The sequence below is a fragment of the Variovorax sp. KK3 genome (assembly GCF_001984055.1).
GTDB lineage: Bacteria > Pseudomonadota > Gammaproteobacteria > Burkholderiales > Burkholderiaceae_C > Variovorax.
Window position 1 is genome coordinate 87,676 of record NZ_LYVO01000011.1, and the last position, 20,104, is coordinate 107,779.

The 20,104-nt window shown below is 66.9% G+C and carries 19 protein-coding genes, 1 tRNA gene and 1 pseudogene; 12 read left to right on the plus strand and 9 right to left on the minus strand.

Annotation, left to right across the window (positions count from 1 at the left end; all coding sequences use genetic code 11):
* Position 1: 1 nt before the first annotated feature.
* Genes B0W80_RS07925 through B0W80_RS07945 form a run of 5 tightly spaced genes read right to left on the minus strand, consistent with a single transcriptional unit; the run spans position 2 to position 4,849 of the window.
* The gene (locus B0W80_RS07925; RefSeq protein WP_076998579.1) at positions 2-682 is read right to left on the minus strand and encodes a 1-acyl-sn-glycerol-3-phosphate acyltransferase; all 681 of its coding nucleotides are present in this window, start codon (positions 680-682) and stop codon (positions 2-4) included.
* Entirely contained in the window at positions 679-1,113 is a 435-nt protein-coding gene (locus B0W80_RS07930; RefSeq protein WP_076998580.1) for a hypothetical protein, read from the minus strand. Before B0W80_RS07930 ends, B0W80_RS07925 begins: the two co-directional genes overlap by 4 nt.
* The gene (locus tag B0W80_RS07935) at positions 1,106-2,434 is read right to left on the minus strand and encodes a phosphatase PAP2/dual specificity phosphatase family protein (protein WP_076998581.1); all 1,329 of its coding nucleotides are present in this window, start codon (positions 2,432-2,434) and stop codon (positions 1,106-1,108) included. The genes B0W80_RS07930 and B0W80_RS07935 overlap by 8 nt, the downstream gene beginning before the upstream one ends.
* Positions 2,431-4,209 (minus strand): bifunctional alpha/beta hydrolase/class I SAM-dependent methyltransferase, encoded by a 1,779-nt coding sequence (locus tag B0W80_RS07940; protein WP_076998582.1) that lies wholly within the window; start codon positions 4,207-4,209, stop codon positions 2,431-2,433. The genes B0W80_RS07935 and B0W80_RS07940 overlap by 4 nt, the downstream gene beginning before the upstream one ends.
* 22 nt (positions 4,210-4,231) lie before the next feature.
* Positions 4,232-4,849, minus strand: a complete 618-nt coding sequence (locus B0W80_RS07945; RefSeq protein ID WP_076998603.1) for a CDP-alcohol phosphatidyltransferase family protein — start codon at positions 4,847-4,849, stop codon at positions 4,232-4,234.
* Positions 4,850-5,011: 162 nt separating this feature from the next.
* On the opposite strand from B0W80_RS07945, the gene ruvB reads away from it, so the two are divergent.
* The 6 genes from ruvB (at position 5,012) to B0W80_RS07975 (ending at position 11,411) form a co-directional block, all read left to right on the plus strand.
* Positions 5,012-6,067 carry a Holliday junction branch migration DNA helicase RuvB gene (ruvB, locus tag B0W80_RS07950; RefSeq protein WP_076998583.1) on the plus strand — a complete coding sequence of 352 codons (1,056 nt, stop codon included), beginning with the start codon at positions 5,012-5,014 and terminating at the stop codon, positions 6,065-6,067.
* A gap of 16 nt (positions 6,068-6,083) precedes the next feature.
* The gene (gene dmeF, locus B0W80_RS07955) at positions 6,084-7,043 is read left to right on the plus strand and encodes a CDF family Co(II)/Ni(II) efflux transporter DmeF (protein ID WP_076998584.1); all 960 of its coding nucleotides are present in this window, start codon (positions 6,084-6,086) and stop codon (positions 7,041-7,043) included.
* Between the two features lie 123 nt (positions 7,044-7,166).
* On the plus strand, positions 7,167-8,045 hold the full coding sequence (locus tag B0W80_RS07960) for a UDP-2,3-diacylglucosamine diphosphatase (protein ID WP_076998585.1): 879 nt from the start codon (positions 7,167-7,169) through the stop codon (positions 8,043-8,045).
* Positions 8,042-9,235 (plus strand): glycosyltransferase, encoded by a 1,194-nt coding sequence (locus B0W80_RS07965; RefSeq protein WP_076998586.1) that lies wholly within the window; start codon positions 8,042-8,044, stop codon positions 9,233-9,235. Before B0W80_RS07960 ends, B0W80_RS07965 begins: the two co-directional genes overlap by 4 nt.
* Positions 9,236-9,318: 83 nt before the next feature.
* A complete protein-coding gene (locus B0W80_RS07970; protein WP_143684521.1) occupies positions 9,319-9,783 on the plus strand; it encodes a hypothetical protein in 465 nt (154 codons plus the stop codon).
* 41 nt (positions 9,784-9,824) lie between these two features.
* On the plus strand, positions 9,825-11,411 hold the full coding sequence (locus B0W80_RS07975) for a hypothetical protein (RefSeq protein ID WP_143684522.1): 1,587 nt from the start codon (positions 9,825-9,827) through the stop codon (positions 11,409-11,411).
* 55 nt (positions 11,412-11,466) lie between these two features.
* Here B0W80_RS07975 and B0W80_RS34775 read toward each other — a convergent pair whose 3' ends face one another.
* On the minus strand, positions 11,467-11,652 hold the full coding sequence (locus B0W80_RS34775) for a hypothetical protein (RefSeq protein ID WP_143684523.1): 186 nt from the start codon (positions 11,650-11,652) through the stop codon (positions 11,467-11,469).
* 153 nt (positions 11,653-11,805) lie between these two features.
* Between B0W80_RS34775 and B0W80_RS34780 the strand changes: the two genes are divergently transcribed.
* Positions 11,806-12,018 carry a hypothetical protein gene (locus B0W80_RS34780; RefSeq protein ID WP_143684524.1) on the plus strand — a complete coding sequence of 71 codons (213 nt, stop codon included), beginning with the start codon at positions 11,806-11,808 and terminating at the stop codon, positions 12,016-12,018.
* A gap of 54 nt (positions 12,019-12,072) precedes the next feature.
* On the opposite strand, the gene B0W80_RS07985 is transcribed toward B0W80_RS34780, so the two are convergent.
* The gene (locus B0W80_RS07985) at positions 12,073-12,537 is read right to left on the minus strand and encodes a hypothetical protein (RefSeq protein WP_076998590.1); all 465 of its coding nucleotides are present in this window, start codon (positions 12,535-12,537) and stop codon (positions 12,073-12,075) included.
* A gap of 197 nt (positions 12,538-12,734) precedes the next feature.
* On the opposite strand from B0W80_RS07985, the gene glcC reads away from it, so the two are divergent.
* From glcC to dld, 3 genes are all read left to right on the plus strand, one after another.
* The gene (gene glcC / locus B0W80_RS07990) at positions 12,735-13,502 is read left to right on the plus strand and encodes a transcriptional regulator GlcC (protein WP_076998591.1); all 768 of its coding nucleotides are present in this window, start codon (positions 12,735-12,737) and stop codon (positions 13,500-13,502) included.
* A gap of 186 nt (positions 13,503-13,688) precedes the next feature.
* Positions 13,689-15,011 carry an MFS transporter gene (locus tag B0W80_RS07995; RefSeq protein WP_076998604.1) on the plus strand — a complete coding sequence of 441 codons (1,323 nt, stop codon included), beginning with the start codon at positions 13,689-13,691 and terminating at the stop codon, positions 15,009-15,011.
* A gap of 13 nt (positions 15,012-15,024) precedes the next feature.
* Entirely contained in the window at positions 15,025-16,752 is a 1,728-nt protein-coding gene (gene dld / locus B0W80_RS08000; RefSeq protein WP_076998592.1) for a D-lactate dehydrogenase, read from the plus strand.
* 80 nt (positions 16,753-16,832) lie between these two features.
* On the opposite strand, the gene B0W80_RS08005 is transcribed toward dld, so the two are convergent.
* Both B0W80_RS08005 and B0W80_RS08010 read right to left on the minus strand, forming a co-directional pair.
* Positions 16,833-16,909: transfer RNA gene (locus tag B0W80_RS08005), tRNA-Met, on the minus strand.
* Between the two features lie 22 nt (positions 16,910-16,931).
* Positions 16,932-18,488 carry a VWA domain-containing protein gene (locus B0W80_RS08010; RefSeq protein WP_076998593.1) on the minus strand — a complete coding sequence of 519 codons (1,557 nt, stop codon included), beginning with the start codon at positions 18,486-18,488 and terminating at the stop codon, positions 16,932-16,934.
* Positions 18,489-18,621: 133 nt separating this feature from the next.
* Here B0W80_RS08010 and B0W80_RS08015 point away from each other — a divergent pair, with 133 nt between their 5' ends.
* A complete protein-coding gene (locus B0W80_RS08015; RefSeq protein WP_076998594.1) occupies positions 18,622-19,293 on the plus strand; it encodes a sigma-70 family RNA polymerase sigma factor in 672 nt (223 codons plus the stop codon).
* Positions 19,290-20,104 (plus strand): annotated as a pseudogene (locus B0W80_RS35385) (hypothetical protein); the annotation flags it as partial. The gene B0W80_RS08015 and the pseudogene B0W80_RS35385, both read left to right, overlap by 4 nt.

Sequence of the window (20,104 nt, forward strand, 5' to 3'; positions counted from 1 at the left end):
GTCAGTGCTCTTCACGGTCGTACTCGGGCCGCAGGTCCAGCATCGCGGCGCGCGCCCTGGCAATGAACGCGGCCTTGTCCTCGCCTTCCTCCAGCGCGATCGGCGCGCCGTAGCGCACGGTGCAGGCCAGCGGCACCGGCACCAGCGTGCCCTTGGGCAGCACGCGCTTGAGGTTCTCGATCCACACCGGCACCAGCCGCACTTGCGGGCAGGCACGCGCCAGGTGGTAGAGCCCGCTCTTGAGCGGCAGCAGCACCTCTTCGCCGATGTTGCGCGTGCCCTCGGGGAACATGATCAGCGAGTCGCCGCCTTGCAGCGCCTCCTTCATCTGGTCGACCGGATTGGTTGCGGCCTCGCTGCCCGGCGCTGCGCTGCCGTCGCGGCGGATCATCAGTGCGTTGAAAACGTCCCGGCCGATGAAGAGGCGCAGTTTCGAGGCTTCCCAGTAGTCCTGCCCCGCGACCGGCCGCGTCAGCGCGCGCAGGTCGGGTGGCAGCGTGGCCCACAGCAGGACGAAGTCGCCGTGGCTCGTGTGGTTGGCGAAGTAGAGCGTCTGCTCGGCCTTCGGCCCGGTCCCGCTCCAGATCGCGCGCACGCCGGTCAGCAGCTTCGCGAACAGCACGATCAACCAGGCCGAGACGATGGCGGCTGCCTGGCGCGGCAGGCTGGGAGCGTGGTTCATTTCCAGTCCTGCATGGCGAGCGCCATGGCGAACACGATGGTCTGCGCCACCACCACGATGCCATGCCGCTGCAGCAACTGGCGCGCACCGAGCACCCGGTCGTACAGGGTGCGCTTGCCATCGACGCTGCGACGCAGGCCCAGCGTCTCGAGCGCCCGGTCCATGGCGCCCGTGGAAGGAATCGTGTCCTTGGCCAGGCCGTCGAAGAGTGCCGCGTCGAGGCGGATGCGCAGCGCCAGGTAGCGTTCGGGCAGGCCGAGCAGCGCGACGGCCGCGAGCGTGGTCCATGCCGCGAAGGGCAGGGAGCGCCCCGTCAGGGCCAGCACCACGCCGGCGACCACGGACAGCGCGAGGCCCCAGGCCGCGAGCGCGCTGCCGGCCTGCAGCAGGCCGGCCGTGGCAGCGCACAGGGCGCGGTCGTCGTCATTCATGGCGCGCCTTTCGGGATGTCAATTGGTCCAGCAGCGTCAACCAGCCGCTGCGCAGCACGATCTGAGGCCGTGCCTGCCGCACGACCGCGTGCGCGCCGTCGAGGCTGGCGGCACGCCCGTGCAGGCCCAGCCAGGCGACGACCGAAGCCGCGCTGCGCGAGAAGCCCAGCGCGCAGCAGACCCACACCGGCTCGCCGCGGCTGCGCAGCCCCTCGATCACGGCGGCCGCGCGGCGCAACTGCTGCGCGGGTGGCAGCACCAGGTCGAGCATCGGCACGCAGCGGGCCGTGGGCACGGGCGGCAATTGCAGCTCGGCGCACAGGCTGACGAGCGCGGGGCGGCCCGCCGCCTCCCACTCGGCGTGGCTGGGCCGCCGGCCCAGGCGCAGGCCTGGCGCGACTTGCACCGAGGCGGGCAGGCCGCGCGTCCAGACGCGCGCATTGAGCGCCGCACCCAGGCGATAGGGGGCGAAGAGCCAGCGCGCGCTCCAGCGCATCCTGCCATGGCGATCCATGCCGAAGCCGCGGGCGCCGAGGCCTGCGTAGTTCAGCGCGACCAGCAACAGCGCGATGCCGAACCAGGCGAGCCACAGCGCCATGCCGCGGAGCGCGAAGGCCGCGGCGAAGAAGAGCAGCGCGCCCGCCGCATAGGCCGCCGCCAGCTTCCAGCGCTGTACGTCACGCGCCAGCCGCCAGCCGAACGGCAGCGACACCACGCGCTCCAGCGGCCATAGCCAGACGCAGACCAGCCCCAGCAGCGCGCCCGTGGGGATGTCGATGAAGTGATGCTGCCAGGTGGTCAGCACCGAGGCGCAGATCGCGAAGGTCCACAGGTGCAGCACGCCCCGCGCCCACATCGCGTGGATGCGGCGCCGATAGAAGTCCCACAGGATCACGGCCAGCGCGATGTGCAGCGAGGGCGCCTGGTTGAAGGGTTGGTCGAAGCCCCGCAGCGCATCGAAGAGAAGGGCCGGCGCGCCCTCGACGGCCGGCTGTCCGAAGCTGAAGCGAAGCGGCCACAGCACGAAGCAGGTCACCGCCAGCACCTGCGCTGTCAGCAGCCGCGCGCCGTGCCGGTCCAGCTCGTGGCGGTCGCGGGCCAGGAACACCGAGAGTGCATAGAACGCGTTGATGGTCCAGTACGGAAAGATGGTCCACGCCCAGAACGGGACGCTGCGCTCCCATTCGAAGTACAGCGTCGGCACCACGGCGCGCGTGGATGCCCACCAGTTCGCGAAACCATAGCTGGCATAGAACAGCGGCCCCAGCAGTGCCAGCCAGGCGGCGGCGCGTTTCCAGGGGCGCGGCCTGCTTGCCTTCATGGACCCGTGCGCACCGCAAGAGACACGGTGAAGATGCCCCACTCGTCCACGCGCTGGTCGATCTTGCGAAAGCCCGCGGCCTCGACGAGCTGGTCCATCTCGGCTTGCGTGCGGCGGCGCATCACCCAGGCCTGGCCCTGCCGATGGCTGGTGAGCGCGCGCGCGATCATCTCCAACTGCGGGTGCCAGGGCTGTCCCGTGTAGACCAGGTAGCCGCGGTCTTCCACCGCATCGCCGACGCCGGCCAGCGAGCGGCTCACCATCTCGTTGTCGGGGAAGAGCTCGTACAGGCCCGACACCACGGCGAGCGTGGGCCGCGGCTGCACGCTGGCCAGGCTCAGGCGGTCGAAGGCGTCGGCCTGCACGAACTGGGCGCTGTCCTGCAGCTCTTTCTGCGCGATGAGCGCGCGGCCGTCGCGCACGTTGATGTCGCTGTAGTCGCGCAGCAGGATCGAGCTGGCCTTCACCGGGCTGGCCTGCACCGCGTCGAGCACGTAGCGGCCGTGGCCGGCGGCGATGTCCATCACGCGCACCTCTCGGTGCTGTTCGGCGAGCAGTTCCATCGCCTTGCGCAGCAGCTCTTCGACGTGAAGCTTGCGCTGCCGGATGCCGCGCCAGCCGATGGCGTCGAGGTAGTTGCGGTCGACGAGGCGGCCCACTGGGCCGGCGCCCCGCGCTTCGTTGCGGTAGACGTAGTCGAGCGTGCTGCCCGAATCGAAGCCGGTCTGGTGGCCGAGCTTCACGCCTTGCGACACCAGGCCACCGAAGCGAAGGCCGGCGCGCGTGATGGCCCAGTACGCACCGCGCGGCGACCAGGGCGACAGGGGCTCGGCCAATGCCCGCGATTCGTCGGCCGTCGCGCCGCTGCGGTCGGCACCGCGCAGGTCGACCGGCTGCGGCGGCTGGGCGAACAACTCGAGCACGAAGTCGCGAATGGCCTGGACGGCCGGGCCGCGGTCCTTCTCGCCCAGCGTGTCGTGAAAGAAGCCGGGCAGTTCGAGCTTGCGCTTGATCGTGCTGCCCAGCCGCTCGAAGAAATCGTGCTGAGGCTTGTGATGCACCACCCAGTCGGCGCCCGAGATGAGCAGCTGCGTCGGCAGCGTGATCGCCTGGGCATCGGCCACCACGCGGTCGGCCGCCTCGTACAGGCCCAGCAGGATGTTGACCGCGATCGGCCGCGTGATCAGCGGATCGCTTTGGTAGCTGGCGATGCGTGCCGGGTCGTGCGTGAGGAATTTCGGCTTGACGTAGCTGTTGACGAAGAACAGCCCGCGCAGCTTGTGCATGAGCGCCAGGCCCGGCCGCGCGAAGGGCACGTAGAGCTTGACCTTGAAGGCCGGCGAGGCCAGCGTCAGCCCGCGCACGCGCGGCGCGTAGTCGTGGGCCCAGGTCGCGACGAGCACCGCACCCACGCTCTGGGCGACGACGTGGATGTCCTGTGGCGCCACGCCGTGCGCGCTGCCGATGTGCTCGACGAAGGTCTGGACGTCGCGCACCGAGGTCGCGAAGCCGGGGCTGTAGCCGCGCTGCCCCGGCGAGCGACCGTGCCCGCGGGCATCCCAGGCGAAGAAGTCGAAGTCGGGCAGGTTCAGTTCGTCGACCAGGTGGGCCATGCGGGCGCCGTGCTCGTGGCCCCGGTGAAACAGCACGATTGCGCCGCGCCGCGTGCCTTCGGCCGCCGGCCAGTGCCGGTAGAACAGCGACACGCCGTCGTGCGTCTGGAAATGGCGTTCGCCGGCGGTTCGGGGCTGGCGGGCGTCTCTCGTCTGCGTCATCGGCTTCCTTCTTCTTCTGCTTTTACGGGCGCGTCGTGGCGCGGGCTTCGACCAGCGCCCGCCGGATGCGGTTGACGATGGTCCAGGCGATCAGCGCGGCCATCAAGGGCATGAGAACTGCGCTCCACACCGGCAGCGGACCGCCGAGCGCAATGTACAGGCCCAGTGCGCCGAACACGAAGGCGCGGTCGCTCTTGCCCATCGGTCCGTCGTAGCGCCGCGAGGCGCCGACGGTCGGCCCCAGCGCACCGGTGAATTCCGACAGGCCCGCGAGCACGATCACCGTGCCGACCCAAAAGGGGCTGAAGGGCGCGACCAGCGCGAAAGGCAAATACAGCGCGGCATCCGACAGCACGTCGGTCAGTTCGTTGAGGAAGGCACCCAGCGCACTCTGCTGGCCGTGCTCGCGCGCGAGCATGCCGTCGATCGCGTTGAAGGCCATGCGCAGGAACATCCACAGCGGGATCAGCGCGAAGGCGGCGGCGCCGGGCGACGCGAAGAACAGCCAGAGGCCGAGCGCGACCGAGATGGCGCAGGCCGCGACTGTCACCTGGTTGGCAGTGACGCCCATGGCGTGAAGGCGCTGCACCAACGGGCGCAGCAAGGCCTGGAATCGCGGCTTCAGTTCATAGATGGACACACCCATCCTCCTCGGTGGCGCATTCTGCAGGATATAGGCCCCCACGCTCCGTCACTTCGTGTACTCGCTGCCCCCCGAGGGGGCGCAGGCCGCCTTGGGGCGGCCCGGCGCCGGCCTGGACTTCGGTGGCCGACTAAACTGTCCCGACAGCCCAAGCCCCCCATGAGCATCCAGACCGACGACTTCGCCCCGGCCCCGCAGCGCGTGGTCTCCGCAGCACCGGCCTCGCCGAACGAAGAGGCGATCGAACGGGCGCTGCGTCCCAAGCTGCTCGACGAGTACGTGGGCCAGGCCAAGGTGCGCGAGCAGCTCGAGATCTTCATCGGCGCCGCGCGGCATCGCGCCGAGGCACTCGACCACGTGCTGCTCTTCGGCCCGCCGGGCCTGGGCAAGACCACGCTGTCGCACATCATCGCGGCCGAGCTGGGCGTGAACCTGCGGCAGACTTCGGGCCCGGTGCTCGAAAAGCCCAAGGACCTGGCCGCGCTGCTGACCAACCTCGAGCGCAACGACGTGCTCTTCATCGACGAGATCCACCGACTGTCGCCGGTGGTGGAGGAAATCCTCTACCCCGCGCTGGAGGACTACCAGATCGACATCATGATCGGCGAGGGCCCGGCCGCACGCAGCATCAAGCTCGACCTGCAGCCCTTCACCCTGGTCGGCGCCACCACCCGAGCCGGCATGCTGACGAACCCCTTGCGCGACCGCTTCGGCATCGTGGCGCGGCTGGAGTTCTACACGGCCGAGGAGCTGGCGCGCATCGTGCACCGCAGCGCCAAGCTGCTTTCGGTGCCGACCGACGAAGCCGGCGGCCTGGAGATCGCCCGCCGCTCGCGCGGCACCCCCCGCATCGCCAACCGCCTGCTGCGCCGGGTGCGCGACTATGCGCAGGTCAAGGGCGACGGCCGCATCACGGTGGAGCTGGCGCACAAGGCGCTGGCCATGCTCGACGTCGACCCGCAGGGCTTCGACCTGATGGACCGCAAGCTGCTCGAGGCCGTGATCCACCGCTTCGACGGCGGCCCGGTCGGCCTGGACAACATCGCGGCCAGCATCGGCGAGGAGCCGGGCACCATCGAGGACGTGATCGAGCCCTACCTGATCCAGCAGGGCTACCTGCAGCGCACGCCGCGCGGCCGCATCGCCACGCTGGCCGCCTACCGGCACCTGGGCGTCGCCCCACCGCAGCGCGACGGCGACATGTTCGGCAACTAGAACCTCTTTTTCAGCGATGCACACGCACGACCTCAGCGGCTGGCAGCACGAACACCGCTTTCAAGAAGACCGGCACGAGGCCGAACGCAGCACCCGCCTGGTGATGTGGATCACGGCCGCCGCGATGCTGCTGGAGATCGGGGCCGGCTGGTGGTTCAACTCGATGGCGCTGCTGGCCGACGGCTGGCACATGAGCTCGCATGCGGTGGCGATTGGGCTCAGCGCTTTCGCCTACGCGGCCGCCCGGCGCTACGCCGCCGACCGTCGCTTCGCCTTCGGCACCTGGAAGATCGAAGTGCTGGGCGGCTTCGCCAGCGCGCTGTTCCTGCTGGGCGTGGCGGTGCTGATGGTGGTGGGCTCGCTGGAGCGGCTGTGGTCGCCGGCGCCCATCCACTACCGGGAGGCGATGGTGGTGGCGGTGGCCGGCCTGGCCATCAACCTGCTGTGCGCGAAGCTGCTGGGCGGGGCGCACCACCATCACCATGACCATGGCGACCACCATGGTCATCATCACGAAGACGCTGCGCATGGCCACGATCTGAACCTGCGCTCCGCCTACCTGCACGTGTTGGCCGACGCCGCCACCTCCGTGCTCGCCATCCTCGCGCTGGCCGGTGGCTGGCTCTACGGCTGGGCCTGGCTCGACCCGATGATGGGCATCGTCGGCGCCGTGCTCGTGGCCAGCTGGGCACGCGGCCTGCTGGTCGAGACGGGCAAGGTGCTGCTCGACCGCGAGATGGACCACCCGGTGGTCGACGAAATCCGGGAGGGCGTGGAACAGGGTCTGGCCGAATCGTTCACCCGCGTTGCCGACCTGCACGTGTGGCGGGTCGGGCAGGGCGCCTATGCCTGCGCGCTCACGGTGGTCACGCATTCGCCCACGCTCACGGCCGACGAGGTGCGCGCGACCTTCGCGATGCACGAGGAAATACGGCACTCGACCATCGAGATCCAGCGCTGCGACGACAGCGCGTGACCGCGCGCGAAGACTTGTGACGGCCTGCCGCGCCAGCCGCGGGCTTGTCTGCACTCGAACTGTCACTCAAGCTTCACCGCGGCGCCATGTCCGCGTCATCCGGGCTGGCGACCATGACCAGCCATGCAACGAGATGACGCCTTTCTTCGTGCATGGCGCAATACGGCCGAGGCCGCCCTGGGGGCGGACGAGGACGATGCCAGCCGCACCCCGCAGCGCTTTCGCACCCTCTGGATTTCCGACCTGCACCTGGGCACGCCGGGCTGCCAGGCCAGGGCGCTGCTCGACTTCCTGAAGCACACCGAGTGCGACACCCTGTTCCTGGTCGGCGACATCATCGACGGCTGGCAGCTGCGGCGGCACTGGTACTGGCCGCAGGCCCACAACGACGTGATCCAGAAGCTGCTGCGCAAGGCACGCAAGGGCACGCGCGTGATCTTCATCCCGGGCAACCACGACGAGTTCGCCCGCAAGTACCTGCACCACAACTTCGGCGGCATCGACGTCGCGGACGAGTGGATTCACGAGACCGCCGACGGCCGCAAGCTGTGGGTGATGCACGGCGACCTGTTCGACGGCGTGATCCAGTGCGCCAAGTGGCTGGCCTACGTGGGCGACTCGCTCTACGAGTTCACGCTCAGGCTCAATCGCCATCTCAACTCGCTGCGCGCCCGCATGGGCTTGCCCTACTGGTCGCTGTCGAAGTACCTGAAGCTCAAGGTCAAGCGTGCGGTCAGCTACGTCGGCGATTTCGAGAGCGCGGTGGCGCGCGAGGCCCGCAAGCGTGGCGTGCAGGGCGTGGTCTGCGGCCACATCCACCATGCCGAGCTGCGCGACATCGACGGCATTCTCTACGCCAACGACGGCGACTGGGTGGAGAGCCTCACGGCGCTGGCCGAGCAGGCGGACGGCACGCTCGAGATCCTGCACTGGTCGCAGCACATGCCGGTGAGCACGCGAGCCGACCGGGCAGCTTCGCGGCGCATGCCGGCGCACGCATGACCGGGGCGCGGCACGAGGCTCGCCGCACGGTCGACCTGGTGTACTTCAACGCCGGCGGCGGGCATCGTGCCTCCGCGCTGGCGCTGGAAGCCGCCATCTCGCGCGCCGGGCTGCCGTGGACCGTGCGCCTGGTCAACCTGCGCGAGGTGCTCGATCCGAAGGACGGCTTTCGACGCATCACCGGCATGGACCCGGAGGACGTCTACAACAAGCGACTGGCACGCGGCTGGACGCTGGGGCTGCGGCACGAGCTCAAGGTGCTGCAGGCGCTGATCCGCTGGGCCCATCCCCAACTGGTGCGGCCGCTGCAGCAGCACTGGCTGGCGACCGAACCGGACATGGTGGTCTCGCTGATTCCCAACTTCAACCGCTCGCTCTACGAGTCGGTCGCCACCGCGCTGCCGGGCGTGCCCTACGTGACGGTGCTCACGGACCTGGCCGACCATCCGCCGCATTTCTGGATCGAGAAGGCGCAGGACCAGCACTTCGTCTGCGGCTCGGACAAGGCTGTGCAGCAGGCGCGGGCTGCAGGCCATGCTGAGGATCGCATCCACCGGACCTCCGGGATGATGATTCGCTCCGCTTTCTACGAGACCCAGCCGGTCGACCGGGCAGCGGAGCGCCAGCGGCTCGGGCTGGACCCGGACCGCCCGACCGGGCTGGTGCTCTTCGGCGGGCAGGGCTCGCGGGCCATGCTCGGCATCGCCAAACGCCTGCCCGACACGCAGCTGATCCTGGCCTGCGGGCACAACGAGGCGCTCGCCGACGCGCTGCGCGCACTGCCGGCGAAAGCGCCGCGCCTGGTGCTGGGCTTCACGCCCGACGTGGCGCATTACATGCAGCTGTCGGACTTCTTCATCGGCAAGCCGGGCCCGGGCAGCGTCAGCGAGGCGGTGCAGCTGCATTTGCCGGTGATCGTGGTATGCAACAGCTGGACCTTGCCGCAGGAGCGCTACAACGCCCAATGGGTGCGCGAGCAGGGGGTTGGGCTGGTGCGGTCCAGCTACGCCCGGGTGCCGGGCGCGGTCGATGAACTGGTGGGGGACCTCGAACGCTACAGGTCTGCGACCCGGCGAGTGAACAACCGCGCGACCTTCGAGTTGCCAGCGATTCTGCAGGGCATCCTCACGAAGGCGGAATTGCCGAATCGCGAAAGCGTCTGCTTATCGACGATGCCGGCCGGGAGTTGAGAAGGGGGAACTGATGTTCCCGGATTGTTACAGAGACGCCGCATTCGGTGATATTGCCGCCGAATGAAAATGAAGGAAGTCTCTTGAATCAAACAATGTTCGAAGAATTGTGCGCCGACACTGCGCGCGCACTGCAAATCGACAAATCCCATCGCCAGCCTTTGAACCGCTTTACGGTCGATGAAGTCGAAATTCTTCTTGTATTCGACGATGCGGTCGACAGCGATTCGATCTATTGTTATATCGAGCTGGGTAGTCCCGGTCTGAATCATCGTGCCGCGACTTGCGAACGACTGCTAGCACTCAATCTTCGCATGCGGGGGCAGCCGGAAAATTATTACGCATTCGATGCGGCGGCGGGGCATGCGATATTTTGTGCAAGATTGCCAGAGGCCGGTGAATTGGATGGTGACTATACCGCCTACGTGATGACGTTTTACGTCGAGCAGACAGAAGCAATTCGGAAGGAAATTGTCGGATCGGCGGATGATTGCTTTATGCCCAGGCCGATAATCGGAACAAGATTGGCGTCGGCCATTTTGGTTTGAGGAATGCCCTTCATCAATTATTCGATCGAGATAAGCAGTCAATGAACGCGAATACAAATCTCCCAAGAACTTCTTCTTTAATCGTTAAAAAAATCGATCTCAAAAAGCCTGAAGATTCATCTTCTGAGTCATCAGTCGTCTCGGCGGACATTTCGATGCTCAGTGATTCGACGATTCACAAGCGCCCGTTGACTCGCAGAAAGCACCTTGAACGCTCGACTTTGAAAATCGGTTCGAACACTGATTCGACAGAGTCGGACCCGAGGCGGCAATCGCTGAGGACGTTCAGTCACAAATACGGCAAGACCAGTGCGCGGCTGGGCGACACGCCTGAGCAGCTCATCAAAATGGATGAATCCCCGGTTCCGCAAGTGCTGGCGCCGACACTCGTCGACAAAGCACCTGTGAAGGCGCACGAGCCCAGGCCGAATGTGGTCGTGAAGAAGCGAGACACCAACGACATTTACACCCTCGTGTTCCCGGAGATTTTCAAATCCAGCGAAAGCCGGAAGGAATTGCAAGCAGCGCTTTCGGAAGCCAAGTGGCGTGCGGCAGAGAACTTTCTTTGTCCGAGGGATGCAAGCACGCTGTCGATCGATGTGTATGACAAGCTGGCAATTCTCAAACTTGCGCAAGGCCTGTTTGCCGGATTTGAAGCGCCACCGGCGGTCCTCGATAAACTGCTAACAAGAGTGGGAGGCGTCCTGAATTCGTATATTTCGGCTTGTCTTCGTGCCGAAGCAGAATCAATGCCGGCACCATCGCGAGGCTTTTTAAACGACGCGCTGAGTGTCGAGATCGCAACCGAGAGCCCGATCTATTATTTTCAGAACCGAAAGGAAGAAGCTATCGTTGCGCTGCTGAAGGAGCTTGCCAGCGAAGTGTATGCCAGCGAAGGCGTTTTCAATTTGGGATTGTTCAGGCAGAACTCGGTGGCCATCAGCGAGTTCTCCGATGTTTTTAGACCGTTTGGCGAACAGATCGCACGACCGTTGATCGCGGCTATTCGAGGCGGATTACGTGAATGCGACTACAGATCTAAGTTTGCAGACGTGAAGCTCGATCAAGCGGGTAAGCCTGTGTCCGCTGATCCAAGATGGGATGGAATTTTGCTCGAGGTGTCGAAGCAGGCTGTCGCAAGGCTGATGAACATCCACTTTGAGAACAATGAACTCCAAAGTGTGATCGAGCGCATTTTCTATCAAGCCGACGCATTCGGCATAGCCGATGAGTTCACTCCTGATGCAAAAGTTTCTTTTTTGAGGGCATTGCTTCTACGTCTTGTGCTCCCCCACGTTGCCGGGCAGGCGGGGGACTACACTTTGACATTCCCCGAGCAGAAGTTCTGCCAGATTGTGAGCGGCATCCTAACCGCAACCGTTAATGGAAGCGCTGGCAGTCGTTATCCCACCAATATTCAGAGCCTGATCAATAACAATGGGAGGGTTTTTGAAATTAAGTTGAAGGGAATGTTGACGTTTTTCGAGAAGACAACAAAGTCGCCTTCTCCAACGCCGATCCATTCGCCGCAGCCAGCCCAAGACGCACGAACGATGTCAGTCGCGCGCCCCAAAAAGCTTGAGAGCCCAAGCCGGTTGCTTGAGGACGCGGACCCGAAGGGCTCTTAGTCGTCCCTCCGCGGTGCGCACCGACGGTGATTCGACGTGAAGCTCCGAGCAAGGGTCAGACGATTCGCCTCAACGCTTCGACGACCAGCGCCCCCAATGCCGCACCGCCGACGAAGCGCGTCCACGACCAACGCTTGGGCCAAGGCTCGTGCGTCAAATGAGCGGGGTTCAGCGGTGCCAGCCGGCTTCGGTCGGACGGCTCCTCGGAGACGGTGCCGATGGTCGTTCGCTCGCGAGGCATGGGTGGTTCCGTGGGCGGGGGTTGGCCAGATTGGCTCTATATATTAATACTGATTACTACCTACTCCGGGCAAAAAGAGAACTTAGGTTGTATTTTTAGGTTAGCATCCTGTCGCGCGCCACGCATGACCGCGGCGACAACAAGGAGCTGACAGTGAACCGATCGTGGAGGGTGGTCGCAGCCGCAATCGCGGTGACCGGCGGCTTCGCGGGCTGCAAGAGCGATGGCGCTGCGACGTCGACGACGCCTCGCGGCAGTGTGTCGATCTCGGCCACTGGTGTGGTGGCGCCGGCGCACGCCGCCGCGTCGACGGCAGACAAGACCGCTGAATTCCTCAGCGCGTTCCGTCCCAAAGATCAGCAATAGGCGAACAAGCCACCCCCGGCACGGGCGGTGCTTCTCCTCCAACGCCGCAGGGCGTCAGCCCATGTGGGCGCCGCCGTGAACGCGCCTCGGCAGCCGGCTGCTCACCCTCGCACGCGTCCGAGGCATCGAAACGACATTGCCCGGCCAGGCGCCAGCCCGTTCCGCCGCCAGCCAGTTGATGTGATCCTGTCGCTTGAGGGCCAACTCGACGGCTGCATCCGAGCGCACCCTGCGCGCATCTCGCCAGGCGAGCGGAGCCGACACCACCAGCCCGATGAGGGAAACGAGTGCCGCGATCATGGCGGCGACGGTCACCAGCAGCTGGAAGTCGTGCGAATCGAACGGCACGCCTGCTGCCGTTCCACCGGCGGCCGCGGGTGGCGCCGGATATACGAAAGGCTGTGGCGGAAAAGCCATCTCGATCCAGATCAGCACAGCGGCCAGGACGGTCGCCAGAGCGAAGGTCCAGGCGAAAAAGCGTTGATACCGCTTGTGCACTGCGGCAGCGGGAGAGTCCATCTGGCGTGCTCCGGGGTTTGGGCTAAGCGCTCGATGGTCGGAGCATTCCGCGCAAACGATGTCGGACAAATCGCACGCCGAATGCAGGACCGGACTTAAATCAAAGTGGTCGGACCAGTTGCGCGGATGGCTCCTATAGTGCCGGGTGTGGGGATTTCAGCGATCGGCCGGTTCGGCGATGCGCAGCGAGGTATGCCATGCAGGAAGAAAGTCTGGAACACGACACGCAGATCGCGGATGCGGTCGCCGAGCGCATCGAGCGGCTGATCGCCGAAGGCACGCTCAAGCCGGGGCAGGCGCTGCCTTCCGAGCGGCGCCTCACCACCAAGCTGGGTGCCTCGCGGTCGGCGGTTCGTGAAGGGCTGAAAGTGTTGCGCACGCGCGGGATCATCGACACCACGCATGGCCGCGGCTCCTTCGTAGCGGTGTTGACCCGGCAGTCCGCCGCCACGCCGATGATGCATCTGCTCGGATCGCAGCCCAGGACGCTCTTCGACATCTTCGAAGTCCGCGAGATGCTCGAGTCGGAGTCCGCGCGTCTTGCCGCGCTGCGCGGCACGCAGGCCGACTTCGCGCTGATCACCCGCCGCTACGAGGAGCTGGTCGAAGCCAACGAGCGCCACGTGGGCGAGTCGGTGCATGCGCGGTCCGACTATGCGTTTCATCTGGCCATCTGCCAGGCCTCGCACAACCCGGTGCTGGTGCACATGCTGAGTTCGGTCACCGAACTGCTGCTGGGCTCGGTCTTCGCGTCGGTCAACAACCTGTACGGTCGCGAGGCCGAGAAGCGCGTGATCGACAAGCAGCACGCGCGCCTCTACAAGGCCGTGATGGACCGGCAGTCCGAGCAGGCGCGCAAGGTCGCGAGCGAGCACATCGACACCACGGTCGCCTGCCTCCGCGAAATCGAGGCGGAGGGCGCGCAGATCGTGCGGGGCACGCTGCAGCCCGAAGCCGGCGCATGAGCGACGCAGACCGGCGCGTGACCGCAGGCGCCCGGACGCGGGCGGCGCAACAACTGGTCTGACCGGCCCGCAGAGGGCCCACAGGCTCCTTTTGGCGCGGAACAATCCGCCCGGCTTCACGAAACCGGCGCGATGTGAAGCCGATGCCGCGCACACACGAGGAGACTTCAATTGAACCCGCACAACCTGGCAGGCACGGCCACCCGGCCTGCTCCCACTGCCCATTCCAAGCCCGCCACCGGCGACTTCGAGAACGCGACGTACTCGAAAGTCACCTGGCGCCTGCTGCCCTTTCTGTTCATCTGCTACGTCGCGGCCTACCTCGATCGCGTCAACGTGGGCTTCGCGAAGCTGCAGATGCTGAATGACCTGAAGTTCAGCGAGGCGGTCTACGGGCTGGGCGCCGGCATCTTCTTCATCGGCTACTTCCTGTTCGAGGTGCCGAGCAACATGCTGATGCATCGCCTGGGCGCGCGAGTGTGGATCGCCCGCATCATGGTGACCTGGGCGTTGGTCTCGGCGGCCACGATGTTCGTGACGACGCCCGGCATGTTCTATTTCCTGCGCTTCGTGCTCGGCCTGGCGGAGGCCGGGTTCTTTCCGGGGATCGTGCTGTACCTGACCTACTGGTATCCGTCGGCGCGCCGCGGCCGCATGAACGCCTTGTTCATGATCGGCATTCCAGTGGCGGGCGTCATCGGCGGCCCGCTGTCGGGCTGGATCATGCAGGCGTTCAACGGCGTGCATGGGCTCGCGAACTGGCAGTGGCTCTTTCTGCTGGAGGCCATTCCTTCGCTCCTGCTCGGCGTTGCGACGCTCTTCATGCTGCCGAACGGAATTCGGAGCGCGTCGTGGCTCAACGACCGCGAGAAGCAACTGCTCGAAGACAACATCGCACGCGAGGAGCCTGCCAGCGCGGACCATTCGCTCAAGGGCGTGGTGTCGAACCGCCGCGTGTGGTGGCTGGCCGCCATCTACTTCTGCTGCATGATGGGCCTGTACGGCGTGAGCTTCTACTTGCCGACCTTGATCGCGACGGCCGGGGTGAAGGGCGTGCTGGACATCGGCTTGCTGACGGCGGTGCCGTACACGGTCGGGATCGTGTCGATGATCCTGGTCGCACGCAATTCCGACCGGCTCAAGGAACGCCGCTGGCATCTTGCGCTGGCCGTCTCAGCGGCCGCCATCGGCTTCTATGCGAGCACCCTTCATTCGGGCAGCGTCGTGCTCTCGTTGCTCACGCTGTCGCTCGCCACCGCCGGCGTGCTGTCGGCGATGCCGGTCTTCTGGACCTACCCCGCCGCCTTGTTGACCGGCACCGCAGCCGCGGCCGGCATCGCGCTGATCAATTCGATCGGCAACCTGGCCGGCTTCGTGAGCCCGTCCGTCATCGGGTGGATGAAAGAGGTGACGCACAGCACGAATGCGGGCCTGGTGGTCGTGGCGGGCGCGCTGCTGGCGGGCGTGGTGCTGGTGCTCGCGCAGCGCACGGCGGCAAGGCAAGGCTAGGGCCGGGGACGCCATGTCCGCCGTGACGCCGCTCCCCGCTTCCGGATTGGACGCGAGCGCAGACCTGCTGGAGTCGCTCGCCGGCATCGTCGGCCACCGCCATGTGCTGACCGGCGATGCCCGCACGCGCCGCTATCGCACGGGGTACCGCTTCGGCGCCGGCCGTGTGTTGACGGTGGTGCGGCCTGGCACGCTGGTCGAGCAATGGCGCGTGTTGAAGGCCTGCGTCGCGGCGCGGGCGATCGTCATCACCCAGGCGTCGAACACCGGGTTGACCGGCGGCTCGACGCCCGACGGCGACGGCTATGACCGCGACGTGGTCATCGTCAGCACCACGCGCATCCGGCAAGTCCATCTGATCGACGGCGGGCGCCAGGTGATCTGCATCGGCGGCACGACGCTCGACCAACTCGAACGCGCGCTCAAACCGCTCGGACGCGAACCGCACTCGGTGATCGGCTCGTCGTGCATAGGCGCGTCGGTGCTGGGCGGCATCAGCAACAACTCGGGCGGCTCGCTGGTTCAGCGCGGGCCGGCCTACACCGAGATGGCGCTGTTCGCTGCGGTCGATGCAGCGGGCGTTCCCCGACTCGTGAATCACCTGGGCATCGAGCTGCGCGGCACCCCCGAAGAGATGCTGTCGCGCATCGAAAGCGGCACGTTCACGGATGCCGACGTGCGCGACGGCGCGGCGGCATCGGACCACGAGTACGCGGCCCATGTCCGCGACGTCGATGCGCTGACGCCCGCGCGCTTCAACGCCGACCCTCGGCGGCTGTTCGAAGCCTCGGGCTCGGCCGGCAAGGTAATGGCCTTCGCGGTGCGCCTGGACACCTTCGCCGCGGAAAAAGATGCGAAGGTGTTCTACATCGGCACCAACGACACGGCGGTGCTCACCGACATCCGGCGCCATGCGCTGTCCCGCTTCACCCACCTGCCGATCGCGGGTGAATACCTGCACCGCGATGCCTTCGACGTGGCGCGTGAGTATGGCAAGGACTTGTTCGTCATCATCGACAAGCTGGGCACTGGTTGGCTGCCGACCTTCTTCGGTTGGAAGACCCGCTGCGATGCCTGGTTCGATCGCTTCGGCTTTCTGCCGAAGCACCTGACGGACCGGTTGTTGCAATGGGCCAGCGCGTGCCTGCCCGATCACCTGCCCACACGCCTGACCGACTTTCGGAGCCAGTACGAACACCACCTGATGCTCAAGGTGCCGGCGCAGGGCGTGGACGAAGTGCGCGTGTTCCTGTCGCGGCACTTCGCGGACGCGGAAGGTGCGTATTTCGAGTGCACCGACGAGGAAGGGCGCAAGGCCTTCCTGCATCGCTTCGCAGCGGCCAGTGCGGCCGTGCGCTACCGCGCGGTGCATCACCGGAAGGTCGAGGACATCGTCGCGCTCGACATCGCCTTGCGCCGGAACGATCGTGATTGGTTCGAGCGCCTTCCGGCGCCGATCGAGCGGCCGATCATCCTGAAGCTGTACTACGGCCACTTCCTGTGCCATGTGTTCCACCAGGACTACATCGTGGCCAAGGGCAACGACTGCATGGCGCTGGAGCACGAGATGCTCGAATTGCTCGATGGCCGCGGTGCCGAGTATCCCGCCGAGCACAACGTGGGCCACTTGTACGAGGCCAAACCGCAGCTGGCCGATTTCTACAAGAAGCTCGACCCGTGCAACTGCCTCAATCCGGGCATCGGCAAGACCTCGAAGTTCGCGGCCTACCGGGAGGGATGAATTGAGGCACGTATGCCCAAAGAGAAAAGCCCGCTACCGGGAGATAGCGGGCTTTCATGCGGCCTTGCTGGCCTTGGATTTGGTGGCTCTTCACGGACTCGAACCGCGGACCTGTGGATTATGATTCCATCGCTCTAACCGACTGAGCTAAAGAGCCGAGCCCGAGAGTATAGCGCGCTTCACCCAGCTTTCGGAAGCTTTCCGAGCTCTTCGGTAACCAGCCGCACGATCAGCCTGTCCAGCGTCTGCACCGAATAGTTGCTCACGTCGTGCACCGTCTCGCGGCCGGGCCCGCTGCCTGGGTTGGTGGCCTCCCGATACGTCAGGAACACGAAGCGCCCGCCGGTGTACTGCGCCATCTGGCGCTGCACGTACTCGCCCTGTTTGTCCAGCCCGCTCGCGCCCACGCTGAACAGCTTGATGCCCTTCCCGAGGGCCGCCATCATGTCGTCGTCGTACTGCGGACCGCCGTAGTCCAGGTGCGGCGGCGCATCGGCCAGCAGCACCACCATGCGCGTGGTGTCGGTGCCGCGCCAGCTGAGCCGGTGCACGGTTTCGTTCAGGGCCTCGTTCATCGCCTCGGGATAGTCGCCGCCCCCGTTGGCCTGCAGGGCATCGAGCACCGACTGGAAGGCGCCGAGGTCGTTGGTGAAATCGTGGCGGCGCACCATGAACTCGTCGCCCTTGTCGCGATACGCCACCAGGCCGAAGCAGGTGTCCGGCCGGCTCGGCAGACGCGCCACCTCGTCGGCGATGCTGCGCAGGCTGGCCTTGAGCTTGCCGATCTCGTCGCCCATCGAGCCCGTGGCGTCGATCAGGAAGACCAGGTCGAGCCGGGCGCGCTGCGGGGCCGGCGTGGCATCGATCACCAGTTCGACCGCGCTCTTCTGGCCGCGGCGCAGAAAGGTCGTGCCTTGGCGGCCGTTCTTGCGCACGGCCACTTCGTAGACGGCGCTGCCCGATGGGTCGAAGGCGTTCGGATGCAGCCACGCCTGGCCGGCGGCATCGGTGCGCGCCCACATGGCGGCACCGCTGGCGCCCTGCACCGCGACCTCGGCATCGGCCACGGCCTGGCCGCGGGCATTGCGTACCTGGAGCAGGTAACGCTCGCTCACGTCGCGCGGCCGGTGGCTGACCTGGGTGCGCTGGCGGAACTGCAGGTAGGCGTTGAAGTCGGCGTTGTCGTCCACCATGCCGGCGGTGACGACTTCCTGCGCCGGGCGCGGCCGCGGCATCGGCTGCGGGCGGGGCGCAGGCGGTGCGAAGCTGGGTGCGGCTGCCGATTCCGCGGCGGGTGCTTCCTTGGCCGCGCGTCCGGCGGGGCTGGCCGGGCTGACAGGTGCCGGCATCGCCGACATCGCGGGCGCATCGGCGGTGGTCTCGCCAGGTGCCATTCGGCGCGCCCGTTCCTCGCGCGCCGCACCGTGCCCCGATGCCGAGGCGCGCCACTCGTCGCGCTGGCCCGGTGTGCGGCCCGGCGTCTCGACCGTCTGCACCGGCCGCGCGCAGTGCGTGGCAGACGGCGCCTCGAAGTTCGGGACCATGCGGGCCACCGGCGTCGGCCATTGCGTCGCAGGAAAGCGCGGCGGCTCGGGCTGCGGTGCGGGCGCCGGCCAGCGCGCGCCAGCGGGTGCGATCTCGGTCGCGCCGCTGCTGCAACCGGCGAGCAGGAGTTGGGCGCACAGCAATGCGGCCAATGAGCGTTGGTAGAAGGGGCGGGAAGGCAGGGGAATCATCAGCGGCTCCGGTTGTGGATGCAGGCTGATACGGCGGCCCGATGCGAATCGGGTTAGCGCCGCACATTTTTTCGAGGCATCGCTAACCCCGGGCGCCGGGCTCGCCCGTACAACGAGAGGTGAAAATCTGCCGATGCTTGCGCCACCCGCCGCGAACCCCGCGCTCCAGGACACCATGCCGGACGACCAGCTGATGCTCGCCTATGCCGCCGGGGACACGTCCGCCTTCGACACGCTCTATGCGCGCCACGAGAGTGCGCTGTTCCGATTCGTCCGGCGGCTCATGGGCATGCGCCTCGCGGCCGAGGTCGAAGAGGTGTTCCAGGAAACGTGGATGCGCATCATCGCGGCGCGCCAGACCTTTGCACCGCAAGGCGCGAGTTGGCGCACGTGGGCCTTCACCATCGCCCACAACCTGGCAATGGACCGGCTGCGCCTGAGTGGCCGCGAGGTCGCCTTCTATGCCCATGACGAGGAGGGCGACGGCCTCGACGCGGCACGCCTGTTCAGCCGCGGCCTGGTGGGCGCGTCGTCGGCAGCGGGCTCGGATGCCGCGCACCCGTCGGCCGAGGAACTCGCCTTCTGGCGCGCAGCCGGCCGCCGCCTGCTGGCCTGCCTCGACGAGTTGCCCGACGACCAGCGTTCCGCCTTCCTGCTGCATCACGAGGAAGGCTTCACGGTCGAGCTGATGGCGCAGACGCTCGAGATCAACTTCGAGACGGTGCGCAGCCGCCTGCGCTACGGGCTCAAGAAACTGCGCGGCTGCATGGAGCGCTACCTGTCGGTGCTGGAGCGTCGGGCATGAGCGGCAATGACAAGGGCGGCGGCAACGGCAACGGCAACGGCGACGAGGCGATGGCGAACGGCGAAGACATGGAAGACCTGCGCGACGATCGGCTGCGCCGAGCCCTGGCCCATGCGCCGGACCACGCGGCAGCGCCGGACTGGCGCACGCGCAAGTCGATCCTGGACCATGCGCACGAATCGGTGTTTCCGTCGCGCGTGGTAGGGCCTGCCACGCTGGAGCGCGCCTGGTGGAAGCGCCTGCTGGGTCTTGGCGACTCGGGCGGCGGACGCATGCCGTGGAACGCCGCCTTCGCGACGCTGCTGGTCGGCGTGCTGGTGACGGTGCTCTGGCAACGCGAGCCGGTGCCCGGTGCACGGCTCGATGCCGAAGCGCCTGCGGCCGCCTCGGCGCCGGCTGCACCACCGGCAGAGCTTCCGGCCACGCCCGCCGCCGCACCGCCTCAGGCGCCTGCGCCGGCTCCCGCGCCTGCTCCCGCGCCGATCCCACAGCAAAGCGAACGGGCCTTTCAATCCAGCGAGGACATCCCCGGGACGCCGTTGCCGCCACCGGAGCCCGCGCCGGCGGCACAGCCGAAGTCGACCCGCCAGGCGCGTGCACTTGAACGCCCCGCGCCGCCGACGGCCGACGCCAGCCGCCGGCAGGCCGAGGACGCCGAACTGGCTGCTTCCGCCGAATCCGCCCGTGCCAAGGAAGCGAGAAAGCGGGAAGCGCCCATGGTGCAGGCAGCGCCGCCGCCGCCCGCCATGGCGCCCGCGCCAGTGCCGGCCGCCCCTCCGTGGGACGGACGAGGCGCGGCGGGGGCTGCGGG